At 68.5% G+C, this 12,749-nt stretch carries 12 protein-coding genes; 11 read left to right on the top strand and 1 reads right to left on the bottom strand.

All coding sequences use genetic code 11. The features are described from left to right. Positions 1–54: 54 nt before the first annotated feature. From AC5P5V_RS13775 to AC5P5V_RS13745, 7 genes are all read left to right on the top strand, one after another. Positions 55–1,005 (top strand): LysR family transcriptional regulator, encoded by a 951-nt coding sequence (locus tag AC5P5V_RS13775; RefSeq protein WP_181357914.1) that lies wholly within the window; start codon positions 55–57, stop codon positions 1,003–1,005. A 92-nt stretch (positions 1,006–1,097) separates the two neighbouring features. After that, positions 1,098–1,748 carry a DsbA family oxidoreductase gene (locus tag AC5P5V_RS13770; protein WP_061479094.1) on the top strand — a complete coding sequence of 217 codons (651 nt, stop codon included), beginning with the start codon at positions 1,098–1,100 and terminating at the stop codon, positions 1,746–1,748. Positions 1,749–1,784: 36 nt separating this feature from the next. After that, positions 1,785–2,792, top strand: coding sequence for a cyclase family protein (locus AC5P5V_RS13765; protein ID WP_061479093.1), 1,008 nt, complete (start codon positions 1,785–1,787; stop codon positions 2,790–2,792). A gap of 340 nt (positions 2,793–3,132) precedes the next feature. Then, positions 3,133–3,747, top strand: coding sequence for a translesion DNA synthesis-associated protein ImuA (imuA, locus tag AC5P5V_RS13760; protein ID WP_061479092.1), 615 nt, complete (start codon positions 3,133–3,135; stop codon positions 3,745–3,747). 9 nt (positions 3,748–3,756) lie between these two features. Further along, positions 3,757–5,166 carry a Y-family DNA polymerase gene (locus AC5P5V_RS13755; protein WP_231352168.1) on the top strand — a complete coding sequence of 470 codons (1,410 nt, stop codon included), beginning with the start codon at positions 3,757–3,759 and terminating at the stop codon, positions 5,164–5,166. Between the two features lie 6 nt (positions 5,167–5,172). Beyond that, positions 5,173–8,283, top strand: a complete 3,111-nt coding sequence (locus AC5P5V_RS13750; protein WP_231352169.1) for an error-prone DNA polymerase — start codon at positions 5,173–5,175, stop codon at positions 8,281–8,283. A gap of 81 nt (positions 8,284–8,364) precedes the next feature. After that, on the top strand, positions 8,365–8,871 hold the full coding sequence (locus AC5P5V_RS13745; RefSeq protein WP_134969157.1) for a hypothetical protein: 507 nt from the start codon (positions 8,365–8,367) through the stop codon (positions 8,869–8,871). Positions 8,872–9,008: 137 nt separating this feature from the next. On the opposite strand, the gene ptsJ is transcribed toward AC5P5V_RS13745, so the two are convergent. Continuing rightward, entirely contained in the window at positions 9,009–10,295 is a 1,287-nt protein-coding gene (gene ptsJ / locus AC5P5V_RS13740) for a MocR-like B6 salvage transcription factor PtsJ (RefSeq protein ID WP_134969158.1), read from the bottom strand. Between the two features lie 76 nt (positions 10,296–10,371). Between ptsJ and AC5P5V_RS13735 the strand changes: the two genes are divergently transcribed. From AC5P5V_RS13735 to AC5P5V_RS13720, 4 genes are all read left to right on the top strand, one after another. After that, positions 10,372–11,145 (top strand): YggS family pyridoxal phosphate-dependent enzyme, encoded by a 774-nt coding sequence (locus tag AC5P5V_RS13735; RefSeq protein WP_134969159.1) that lies wholly within the window; start codon positions 10,372–10,374, stop codon positions 11,143–11,145. Then, positions 11,142–11,843, top strand: a complete 702-nt coding sequence (locus tag AC5P5V_RS13730) for a glutamine amidotransferase (RefSeq protein WP_231352170.1) — start codon at positions 11,142–11,144, stop codon at positions 11,841–11,843. The genes AC5P5V_RS13735 and AC5P5V_RS13730 overlap by 4 nt, the downstream gene beginning before the upstream one ends. Next, the gene (locus AC5P5V_RS13725) at positions 11,840–12,064 is read left to right on the top strand and encodes a hypothetical protein (protein ID WP_061479085.1); all 225 of its coding nucleotides are present in this window, start codon (positions 11,840–11,842) and stop codon (positions 12,062–12,064) included. The genes AC5P5V_RS13730 and AC5P5V_RS13725 overlap by 4 nt, the downstream gene beginning before the upstream one ends. 98 nt (positions 12,065–12,162) lie before the next feature. Then, positions 12,163–12,669 carry a hypothetical protein gene (locus tag AC5P5V_RS13720; RefSeq protein ID WP_061479084.1) on the top strand — a complete coding sequence of 169 codons (507 nt, stop codon included), beginning with the start codon at positions 12,163–12,165 and terminating at the stop codon, positions 12,667–12,669. Positions 12,670–12,749 lie beyond the last annotated feature (80 nt).

Here is a 12,749-nt window from a genome sequence, read left to right as displayed (position 1 = left end):
GCTGGCTTGAACAAACGGCGCAACCCTGCCGCACCGCGTTTCCCACATCCACGCATGGCGTGGATCTACAATGGCGCCCTCATCGCGCCCGGGACCGGCATGGATTCCTTCAACCTGATGCGTGCCTTCCGCCGCATCGTCGAACGCGGCGGGCTGGCCCGCGCCGCCGAAGACCTGGGCATGTCGCCCGCCGGGCTCAGCAAACAGCTGCGCACGCTGGAAGCGCATCTGGGCGTGGTACTGCTGCAGCGGACCACGCGGCGCATGAGCCTGACCGAAACCGGCCACGCCTATTACCGTGAATGCTGCCGCCTGCTCGACGAGCTGGACGCATTGGAACGTGGCATCGCCGAGCAGCGTGGCGAGGTGACCGGGCGCCTGCGCGTCAATGTGCCGCAGTCGTTCGCGCTGAGCACGCTGTCGCCGCTGCTGCCCCGCTTCCTGCAGCAGCATCCGCAGCTGTCGCTGGACCTGGTGATGGAAGACCGCCTGCTCGATGCAGTCGGCGAGGGTTTCGATGTGTCGCTGCGGCTGCGTGCCGAGCTGGATGATTCACGCCTGGTGGCACGCCGGCTGGCCTCGCTGCAGCAGGTGCTGTGCGCGGCGCCGTCCTACCTGCAGCAGCATCCGGCGCCCCAGGCAGTAGGCGATCTGCAGGCCCATAGCGTGCTGGCCTACAGCCTGTCCGACTCACCGGGCAGTTGGCCGCTGCTCGGCCCGGATGGCCAGGTGACGATCACCCTGCCGGCGCGCGTGACCGTCAACAACAGCCTGCTGCTGCGTGACCTGCTGGTGGCCGGCATGGGCATCGGCGCCCTGCCCTCGTTCCTGGCGGCACCAGCGCTGGCCCGTGGCGAACTGCAGCAGGTGCTGCCCGACCACCGCTATCCGCCGCGCTTCGTGCATGCGGTCTACCCCACCTCGCGCCACCTGCAGCCCAAGGTGCGTGCCTTCATCGACTTCCTGCACGCCGAGCTGCCCGGCTGCGCCGGCCTGGATTCGTAACCGCCAGCGAAAACTGAGCTGCCCGCGGCGTGCTGTTTCGGCCAAGCCGCGCTGCCTACTCTGCCGCCTCCCCTATCACCGATGGCAGGCAGATGTCTTCCGTTCCTTCCCCCGCCACCGCAGCGCCGGTGGTCGATTTCTTCCACGACGTGGTCTGCGGCTGGTGCTTCGTGCTGGCCCCGCGCCTGCAGCAGGTCTCGGCCGAACTCGGCATCCAGGTGCGCCACCGCAGCTTCGTGCTGCAGGACTCGCGCGCGCAGATGGTCGAGGTGTTCGGCTCGATGGCGCGCGCCAAGGCGATCATCCTGCGCCACTGGACCGACTGCGCCGCGCATGAGGACACCGCGCGCATCGATATCGAAGGCATGCGCGCACAGGACTTCGAGTATCCCTCCGGCTGGCTCGGCGCACTGGCCTGCCAGGCCGCAGGGCTGATCGGTGGCAATGATGCCCATGGCGCGATGTTCGACGCGGTGCAATGGGCGCACCTGCACCAGCACCGCAACATCGGCGACGCGGAAGTACTGCTGGATATTGCCGAATCGCTGGGCCATCCACGTGGCGCCTTCGCTGACCACATGCGCAGCGACGCGGTGCGCCAGCGCGTGCAGGCCGATCGCGCCGACGCTGCCGCGCTCGGCATCCGGTCCATCCCCACCGTGATCGGCGGCAACGGCTTGCGCCTGCAGACCCTGCCGCTGCCGCAATTGCGCCAGGCCCTGGCGCCCCTGGTCGCGGCCTGAGCCGCACCCTCCCCCACCCTGCAAGGAGATTTCCCCATGACCCCACGTACCCTGTCCACCGCGCTGGCCCTGCTGCTGGCCGCCACCGCCGCTTCCACCACCGTATCCGCGCACGAACGCGTTCCCTCCGGCCAGCAGGTCGGCACCAGCCCCTGGGGGCCGGAGGACGAGATCGGCCGCCTCAACCTGATCACCGAAGCCTCGCGCGCCGCGATCCTGTCGCGGGTCAGCGGCGGCAAGGCCTATGACCTGGCCACCGAATACTACGTCGGCATGCCCAGCTGGCAGGATGCCGGCGACCCGCACTACCAGTTCTGGATGACCCACACCCCGCGCGGCACAGTGATGGACGATCCGATGGGCGTGGGCGAGGCCATGAACCTCACCCGCAGCTACACCGGCACCGCGTTCTCGATGTACAGCCACACCGGCACCCACATCGATGCGCTGAACCACTTCGGCATCCACGGGAAGATCTGGAACGGCTTCGAGGCCGACAAGCACCTCGGCGACCGTGGCTGGAATGTCACCGGCATCGAGAAGTTCCCGCCGCTGATCGCGCGTGGCGTGCTGATCGACGTGGCCGGCGCCAAGGGCGTGGACATGCTGCCGGACAGCTACCGCGTCACCCGCCAGGACCTGAAGGATGCGCTGGCACGCCAGAAGGTGAAACTGCAGCAGGGCGACGTGGTGCTGATCCGCACCGGCCGCATGCGCCTGTTCGAGCAGCCCAGGGCCTACATGGCCAACCCGCCGGGCATGGGCCTGGACGCGGCACGCTTCCTGGTCGAGGACGGCGGCGCGATGATCGTCGGTGCCGACAACCTCAGCTTCGAGACCTTCCCTTCGGAGGTGTCCGACGACTACGTGCCGCTGCACACCTACCTGCTGGCACAGCAGGGTGCGCCGATCATCGAGCTGGTGGCGCTGGACGAACTGGCCCGCGACAAGGTCTACGAATTCGCCTTCATCGGCGGCCCGCTGAAGATCCGCGGTGGCGATGCCGCACCGCTGCGCCCGGTGGCGCTGCCGGTGCGCCCGTAACCAGGGGCATCCCCGGGTAGCAACGGGCCATGCCGGGTGGGTGCCGACCTTGGTCGGCACCGCGCTTTACCGCTATCCACGCATGGCGTGGATCTACCAGGCTGCGGCATGGATTTGCCGGGGCTCTCTCCAGTAGATCCACGCCATGCGTGGATGCTTTCCCCCTTCAGCAACCTGAAACCGGACCCTCCAATTTCATTAGTAATTCTACTTACAACGCGAGTAGCATGTCTGGTCTCAGCCCCTGATACCGGTCCGTCGATACTCGCGCCATGCCCGCCGTTTCCGTCCGTTCCTGCCGTTTCCAGCCCGCCCGGCGCCTCCCCTGGAGGGCTGACTGATGGGTGCCGTCGTCGCCCTCGACCGGCTGCTGGACGGGCGCCAGCTGTGGCGTGGCCCGGCCCGCCAGGGCCCCGCCAGCGACCATCTGGCCAGCGGCCATCCGGCACTGGATGCACGCCTGCCCGGCGGTGGCTGGCCGGCCAGCGGACTGTGCGAGGTACTGCAGGCGGTGCCAGGCGTTGGCGAACTGGCGCTGGTATGGCCGGCACTGGCCAGGCTGAGCCAGCGCGACCGCCCGATCGTCCTGGTCGCCCCGCCCTATCGCCCGCACGCCCCGGCCTGGGCCGCCGCCGGGCTGGACCTGGGCCAGTTGCAGATCATCCACGCCGCGCCGAAGCAGGCACTGTGGGCCGCCGAACAGTGCCTGCGCTCTGCGGCCTGCGCGGCGGTACTGTGCTGGCCGCATCAAGCCGACGACCGCGCCCTGCGCCGCCTGCAGGTGGCCGCCGACAGCGGCCAGTGCCTGGGCTTCGTGTTCCGCGAGGCGCAGGCCGCGCGCAATCCCTCCCCGGCCAGCCTGCGCCTGCAGCTCGACCACGGCCAGGTGCGGGTGCTGAAGTGCCGTGGCGGCCTGCCGCCGGCACAACCGTTGCCGCTGGCCATCGCCCACTGAGGCCGCGCCATGCACTGGGCCTGCCTGTTGTTGCCGCAGTTGGCGCTGGACAGCGTGCTGCGCCTGCAGCCCGACCAACAGCGGCCCTTGGTGCTGCTGCAGGGGCCGGCACAGCGACGCGTAGTGCGTGCAGTCAGCCCGTCGGCACGCGCCGCGGGGTTGCGCCCGGGCATGCTGCTGTCGGCTGCACAGGTACTGGTGCAGGACATGCACCTGCACGACTACGACCCCAATGCCGAACAGCACACCCGGCAGCTGCTGGCCAGCTGGGCCTATGCCTACAGCTCGCAGGTCAGCCTCGATTTTCCGCATGCACTGGTGCTGGAAATCGGTGCCAGCCGCGCCCTGTTCGGTGACTGGCTGACGATCCAGCAGCGCCTGCGCAATGAACTGCACGAACTCGGTTTCCGCCACCGCCTGGTGGCCGCGCCTACCCCACATGCCGCGCGCGTGCTGGCCAACGTCCACGATGGCCTCGGCATCGATGCGCAGCAACTGCCGGCGGTGCTGGCGCAGCTGCCCCTGGCGCGCTGCGGCCTGCCCAGCGAGGCGGTGACGGTGCTCGGCCGCTCCGGCCTGCGCACGTTGGGCGCGGTGCTCAAGCTGCCGCGCGACAGCCTGGCCCGGCGCTTCGCCCCCGAGGTCCTGCAGCAGCTGGATGCATTGCGCGGGCTGCCCACCGCGCCATTGCGCTACTACCAGCCACCCGACCGTTTCGATGCGCGCATCGAATTCGAGTACGAGATCGAATCCAGCCAGGCCCTGCTGTTCCCGCTGCGCCGCCTGCTGCTCGACCTGGCCGCCTTCCTGTGCTCGCGCGATGGCGGCGTGCAGCGCTTCGACCTGCATTTCGAGCATGACCTGTTGCCGGCCAGCGTGCTGACCATCGGCCTGTTGGCGCCCGAACGCGATCCCGCGTTGCTGTTCGAGATCGCGCGCAACCGCATGGAAGCGTTCGCCCTGCCGGCCGGCAGCCGCGCACTGCGCCTGCAGGCCGAACAGCTGCCGCCGTTCGTACCCGCCGCGCGTGACCTGTTCGATACCCGTCCGGCGCAGGCGATGCCGTGGAACCAGCTGCGTGAGCGCCTGCGCGCGCGGCTCGGCGATGACGCCGTGCAGCCGCTGGCAGTGCAGGCCGACCATCGCCCCGAACGCGCCAGCGGCAGCCAGCCAGCGGCCAGGCCACCGGCATACTGGCCACTGCGCCCCGGTTGGCTGCTGGACGCTCCACAGCCGCTGCGTGACCCGCGCCTGCGCATCATCGCCGGGCCGGAGCGGATCGAATCGGGCTGGTGGGACCAGGCTGACGCGCGCCGCGACTACTACGTGGTGGAAACCGCGCATGGCCAGCGCGGCTGGGCCTTCCGCGTGCGCAACGATCCGCATGCGCCGTGGATGCTGCACGGCTGGTTCGGCTGAGCCGCCATGCACAGCGAACTGCCCGGCTACGCCGAACTGCACTGCCTGTCGGCCTTCAGTTTCCAGCGCGGTGCTTCGATCGCCGAAGAGTTGTTCGCGCGCGCCGCTGGCCAGGGCTACCGCGCGTTGGCGATCACCGACGAATGCTCGCTGGCCGGCATCGTGCGCGCCTGGCAGGCAGCCAAGACCCATGGCGTGGCGCTGATCGTCGGCGCCGAATTCCAGGTCGAGGACGGGCCGAAGCTGGCCCTGCTGTGCACCGACCAGGCCGCCTATGCCGGGCTGTGCCAGTTGATCACGACCTGTCGGCGGCGGGCTGCCAAGGGCGAATACCGCTGCCTGCGCGACGATCTGCTCGGCCTGCCCGACGGTTTGTTGTGCCTGTGGCTGGACCGGCAGCCATCCGCCACCGATCTCGAGTTGCTGCGCACCGGCTTCGATGATCGGCTGTGGCTGGCGGTGGAACTGCACCGCGAACACGATGACGCACGCCGCCTGCAGCAGCTGCAGGCCTTCGGCGAACGCCACCGCCTGCCCCTGGTCGCCAGTGGCGATGTGCACATGCACGTGCGCCGCCGCCGTGCCCTGCAGGACACACTGACCGCGATCCGCCACCGCTGCAGCGTGGCCGAGGCCGGCTGGCGCCTGTTTCCCAATGGCGAGCGCCACCTGCGCCCGCGTACCGCGCTGGCCCAGCTGTATCCGCCCGAACTGCTGGCTGAAACCCTGCGCATCGCCGAGCGCTGCCACTTCACCCTGGAACAGCTGCAGTACACCTATCCGCGCGAGCTGGTGCCCGAAGGACACGATCCGGACAGCTGGCTGCGCGTGCTGGTCGAGCGCGGCATCCGGTGGCGCTGGAAAGGCGGCATCGAAGCGAAGCAACGCACGCAGATCGAGCACGAACTGGCGCTGATCAAGCAGAAGAACTACGCCTCGTATTTCCTCACCGTGCAGGACATCGTGCGCTTTGCGCGCAGCCAGGACATCCTCTGCCAGGGCCGTGGCTCAGCGGCCAACTCGGCGGTGTGCTTCGTGCTGGGCGTGACCGAGATCGACCCGGCACGCAGCAACCTGCTGTTCGAGCGCTTCATCTCCGCCGAGCGCGACGAACCACCGGATATCGACATCGACTTCGAGCACGAGCGTCGCGAGGAGGTGCTGCAGTACGTGTTCAAGCGCTACGGCCGCGAGCGCGCCGCACTGACCGCGGTGGCGATCAGCTACCGTGGTCGCAGCGCGATCCGCGACGTGGCCCGCGCACTGGGCCTGCCGATGGACCAGGTCAACGAACTGGGCGCGGCGATGGACCACTGGGGCGGCAACATCCCGCTGCCGGAAACCCTGCGCGAGCGTGGCTTCGATCCGGACACGCCGTTGATGCGGCGGCTGCTGGCACTCACCGCAGAGCTGATCGATTTCCCGCGCCACCTGTCGCAGCACCCGGGCGGTTTCGTGATCTCCGAGCACCCGCTGTCGACGCTGGTACCGGTGGAGAACGCAGCGATGGCCGACCGCACCGTCATCCAGTGGGACAAGGACGACCTCGATGCCACCGGCCTGATGAAGGTCGACTGCCTGGCGTTGGGCATGCTCACCGCCATCCGCAAATGTCTGGCGATGCTGAAGCAGCATGGCCTGCACAGTGGACGCATGGATGCGATCGAGGATGACGACAAGCCCACCTACGACATGATCTGCGCCGCCGACACCATCGGCGTATTCCAGATCGAGTCGCGCGCGCAGATGGCGATGCTGCCGCGCCTGCAGCCACGCGAATTCTATGACCTGGTGATCGAGGTGGCGATCGTGCGCCCTGGCCCGATCCAGGGTGACATGGTGCACCCCTACCTGGAACGGCGAAGGATCCTGCGCGAGCAGGGTCCTGACGCGTTGAACGTTCCAGACAATCCACTCTATCCAGCGCGGCTGGAACGCGTGTTCGCGCGTACGCTGGGCGTGCCACTGTTCCAGGAACAGGTCATGCAGCTGGCGGTGGAAGCGGCCGGCTACACGCCGGGCCAGGCCGATGCCCTGCGCCGCTCGATGGCCGCATGGAAACGCCGTGGCGGCCTGGAGCCGCATCGCGAGAAGCTGCTGTCCGGCATGCTGAAGAACGGCTTCAGCCGCGAATACGGCGAGCACCTGTTCGAGCAGATCAAGGGGTTCGGCGATTACGGTTTCCCGGAAAGCCACGCCGCCAGTTTCGCCCTGCTGACCTATGCCAGCTGCTGGCTGAAGTGCCATCACCCGGCCGCGTTCACCGCCAGCCTGATCAACAGCCAGCCGCTGGGCTTCTACAGCCCCGACCAGCTGCTGCAGGACGCGCGGCGGCATGGCATAACCGTTCTTCCCGTGGACGTACGCCACAGCGACTGGGACTGCACGCTGGACTTCAGCAGGGGGCCGGCGGCGATCCGTCTGGGCCTGCGCCTGATCGACGGCTGCAACGAAGATGCCGTGCAGGCCATCATGCGCGAGCGCGCGCGGCGCCCGTTCGACGACGTCGGCGACCTGTGCCAGCGCACCGCGCTGGACCGCCGCCAGCAAGGCCTGCTGGCCGATGCCGGGGCACTGCGCGGGCTCAGCGGCCATCGCCATCGTGCACGCTGGGATATCTCGGGCGTAGAGAACCGGCTGCCGCTGTTCGACCAGGCCCGTGCCACTGCCGAAGCCCGCGTGCCTCTGCCACTGCCCAGCGCCTGGGAGGACATGCAGGCCGACTACCGCAGCACGGGCACCACCCTCGGCCGCCACCCGATCTCGTTCCTGCGCGCGCAGCTGCGCAGTCGTGGCTGCCTGGATGCCGCACAGCTGGCCGGGCACGGCCACGGCCGCCGTGTGCGCATCGCCGGACTGGTGCGCATGCGCCAGCGCCCGCAGACCGCCAGTGGCGTTACCTTCCTCACCCTTGAAGACGAGACCGGCATGGTCAACGCCGTGGTCTGGCGCCACCTGGCCGACCGCCAGCACCGGGTGCTGGTCGACACCCAGCTGATGCAGATCGATGGCCGCCTGGAGCGCGTTGATGGCGTGCAGCATGTCATCGTGCAGCGCATGCACTGCCTGGATGAGCTGCTGCAGGGACTGCGCAGCCACAGCCGCGATTTCCACTGACGATACAGATCGTCACACAACGAACTGGCCTTTGCCCGCCGGCATCCGCTATCGTCGGCCTATCCAAGGAAGGACGACCCGATGCCCCGTGTGCTGCTGCTGACCACCCTGGTGGTCTCGACCCTTGCCCTGCTCGTTTCCGGCTGGACCGCCTGGAGCCTGCATCGCAGCCAATCGCCTGAGCGGATCATCGAAGCGCGCGGCCTGGTCATCCACGATGGCACTGGGCAACCACGGCTGATCCTCGGCGCGCCGGTGCCGGACCCCCTCAGCAGGGGCCGCCCCCAAGGACCGCGTGCAACCGCGCTGTCCGGCCTGATCCTGCTTGGCCCCGACGGTTCCGAGCGCGGCGGTTATGGCACCAGCGACCGCGGCGGCGAAGCCCTGCTCACTCTGGACGATGCCACCGGCACCACCGAAGTCTTCAAGGTCGTCGCCAACCCGGACCGTGGCGCCAGCCTGATGGTCAAGCACCAGAACAATACCGGCGCCATGCTCACCTCCTGGCAGGGCAAGCCGGAGCTGATGTTCGTCGATGACAGTGGCCAGTCCTACTACGTGCGCCCCGGCGCCAACGCCGCGCCCTGATCTGCTTCTGTAGCGTCGAGCCATGCTCGACTTTGTTTCGCCCCTGTAGCGTCGAGCCATGCTCTGCTGCTTCTACCAACAGCAGCCGAGCATGGCTCGGCTCTACAAGGCGAAGCAGCGTCTAGCATGGCTGGGCGCTATACCCCACACACCGCCGCCAGGTCATCGGCCAGCTGCCGCAGCTGCGCCGCCCCCAGCGCCGCGCAGGTGATGCGCAGGCCATGCCCTGGTGCAGCCACCGCAAACACTTCGCCAGCACGCACATGCCATCCGCGCGCAGCCAGCGCCAGTACCTGTGGATGGCTGTCGGCCGGCAACGGCAGCCACAGGTTCAATCCCTCCATCGGCAACGGCGTCGGCACGCCACGCGCGCGCAGCAGTTCCTGTAGCGACTGCAGGCGCTGCTGGTACCGCTCGCCTGCCGAGGCGATCTTCGCCCGCTGCGGCGCCGAGGCCAGCACCGAAGTGGCGGCATCCTGCAACAGATGACTGACCCAGCCGATGCCGGACGCCAACCGCAACCGCAACCGCATCGCGGTCTCGTCATCACAGGCCAGCCAGGCAAGGCGCAGGTCGGGGCCGAGCGGCTTGGACAGCGAACGCAGCAGCGCCCAGCGCCGGCCATCCAGCGGCAGTACCGAGTGGTAGGCCTGCTGCGAGAGCAGTGCGTAGTGGTCATCGATCAGCACCGCCACCTGCGGGTAGGCCGTCAGCAGCTGGCGCAACGCCCGTGCCCGCTTCGCATCCAGGCTGGCCCCGGTCGGGTTGTGCGCACGCGGGGTCAGCAGCACCGCGCGTGCCCCGGCCTCCAGCGCCTGTCGCAGCGATTCAACCTGCATGCCATGCGCATCCACCGTCACCGGCAACGGCGCATGGCCCACGGCATTGAGCACATTGAGGCTGCCGAGGAAGCATGGATCCTCCACCGCGATGCGATCCCCCGGCAGCAGCCATGCCGCCAACAGGCGCTCGATGCCATCGACCGCGCCATGGGTCAGCTCCAGCGCGTACCCCTCGGGGCAATCCGCATCCAGCGAGGCGCGTGCCAACGCCTGCAACCTCGGGTCGACCGTGCCCACGCCATACAGCCGTGGCGCCGCCGGGGCCAGGCGCAGGCTGGGCAGCAGGCGAGGATCCGGGTTGCCACCGGCCAGGTCCTGCAGCGCCAACCCCGGCGTACTGCCCTCGCGCGCCAGCGTCGGCGGCAGGCCACGCACCACCGTGCCGCGTCGGCCCGCGGTACTGGCCAGGCCGGCCGCATCCAGTCGCTTGTAGGCAGCAGCCACGGTGTTGCGATTGACCCCCAGCTGATCGGCCAGTTCGCGCACCGGCGGCAGCACGCTGCCCGCCGGCAGGCGGCCCTTGCCGATGCCATCACGGATGCTGTCGAAGATCGACTCGGCGCTATGCCCGGTGATTTTCATTTTGTCCTATGCCAAAATAATTCTTGTCCTGTGCCAGTGTATCCCACCCTGGCCATCCTGCATTGGAGGTGCCCGCATGCCCCTTGCCGCCGCCGACTGGCCCATCGCCCAGTCCGTTGAACAGATCGCCGCCAACCTGGTCACGGTGCGCCAACGCATCGCCGCTGCCTGCGCCCGCGTCGGCCGGGACCCGGCCAGCGTGCGCCTGCTGCCGGTCAGCAAGACCGTCGATGACGCCCGCATCCGCATGGCGGTGGCCGCCGGTTGCCGCGAGCTGGGCGAGAACAAGGTGCAGGAGGCGCAGCGCAAGGCCGAGACGATGGCCGATCTGGGCGTGCACTGGTCGGTGATCGGGCATCTGCAGACCAACAAGGCGCGCTACGTGGCGCGCTTCGCCAGCGAGTTCCAGGCGCTTGACAGCCTGCGCGTGGCCGAAGCGCTGCAGCAGCGCCTGCAGCTGGAAGACCGCACGCTCGATGTGTTCGTACAGGTCAACACCTCCGCCGAACCCAGCAAGTACGGTCTGGAACCCGCTGCCGTCGAGGCCTTTGTGCAGCATCTTCCAGCGTTCGACCGCCTGCACGTACGCGGCCTGATGACGCTGGCCATCTTCACCCCCGAGGTCGAGCGCGTGCGTGCCTGCTTCGTGCGCCTGCGCGAACTGCGCGACCAGCTGCAGCGCACTGCACCTCCCGGCATCGACCTGTCGCAGCTGTCGATGGGCATGTCCGGTGACTTCGAAGTGGCCATCGAGGAAGGTGCCACCGTGGTCCGCGTCGGGCAGGCCATCTTCGGCGCACGCGCCACCCCGGACAGTTTCTACTGGCCCAGCAATGGAGCCCTGGCATGAAGCACGCGGTCGTCCTGCAACACGTCGCCTTTGAAGACCTCGGCACCCTGCAGCCTCTGCTGATGGCACAGGGCTGGCAGCTGCAGGTGCTGCAAGCCGGTGTCGACGCCCTCGTTCCGGCCGAAGCCGCCGATCTGCTGGTGGTGCTGGGCGGTCCGGTCAGCGTCAACGACGTTGATCTCTATCCCTTCCTCAATGACAGCATCGCGCTGCTGCAATGTCGGCTGCAGCAGCAGCGGCCCACGCTGGGCATCTGCCTGGGCGCGCAGCTGATGGCGCGTGCACTCGGTGCCGACGTCGCCGCCAGTGGTGGCAAGGAGATCGGCTTTGCGCCACTGCTGCTCACCGATGACGGCCAGCGCTCGCCACTGCAGGCCCTGCAGGGCATTCCGGTACTGCATTGGCATGGCGAGGCGTTCGAACTCCCGGCGGGTGCACGCCGCCTGGCCAGCACGCCGGCCTGCCGCCACCAGGCCTTTGCCATCGGTAACCATGCGTTGGCACTGCAATGCCATCCGGAGCTGGACGCGCGCCAGTTCGAGCGCTGGCTGATCGGTCACACCCTGGAACTGGCCCAGGCCGGCATCGATCCGAACGACCTGCGCACGCAGGCGCGTCGCTATGGCGCGCCACTGGCCGCGGCCGCCACCGCGATGTTCGACCATTGGCTGCAGGACCTGCCGGAGCTACCGCGATGAACTACCGATTGCAGATTCACCGCGATGGCGCCTACTGGGGCCACTTCGACTGCAGCGGGCCTGATGCCCTGCAGCGCATGGACAGCATCGCCGCGCAGCTGCCTGCAGCCCAGGGCTTCCAGCTGAAACGGCAGAAAGGCATCAGCGAAGAGCGCATCCTGTCCAGCAATGCCGATGGCCTGCGCGTACTGGCTTCGCAGATCCTGTACCGCGACCTCTGACGATCATCACGGTAGTGCCGGCCGCTGGCCGGCACCCGACGGGGAACAGATTTGCCGGCACTACCCCCGGCTGTTCGCCCGCATGCGAGGCTTGACCCATGCTGACCCTGCAACGCGGCCGCCACCACGGACTGCTCATCGCACCGCGCTGGCCCTCCACCCGCATCCAGCTGGAAGAAGAGGTACTGCAACGCCTGCTCGACGCGCAGGCATTGCTGCCTGCCGGGCTGCGCCTGCTCGTCACGCGCGGCTTCGAACCCAGCCACAGCCGGCTCGGCAGCTTCCGTCGTGGCGTGCGTTGGCTCGGCATCGCAGTGTTCCGCGCCTGCTATCCGCAGCGCCATGATGAAGTCGATGCCATCTTCGGCGCCAACGGCCACGACATCGATGGCCGTCATATCGATGTCTCAGTGGTACTGCACGGCAAGCGGCTACGGCTGCTGCCACTGGGCGTGTTCACCCCGCCGCGCTGGCAGCATCGTCGCACCGCCCGCCATGCCGAAGCGATCGCCCGGGTGAAGCGCAGCCTCCAGCACTGCGGTTTCGAGCTGCATCGCAACCCCACCGAAGCCCTGCAGATCCACTGCGATTATCGTCCGCGCTGACCTCGCAGTCGGCCATGCATGCCGCGCCTTGCGCTCATGGATGCAAATGATTCTCTTTTGCTGTAAGGTGCAGCCGCTGC

This window comes from Stenotrophomonas sp. YJH_SMC_130 (assembly GCF_059369035.1).
Note: the sequence above shows the minus strand (reverse complement) of the source record. Positions and strands in the feature narration are given on the sequence as shown.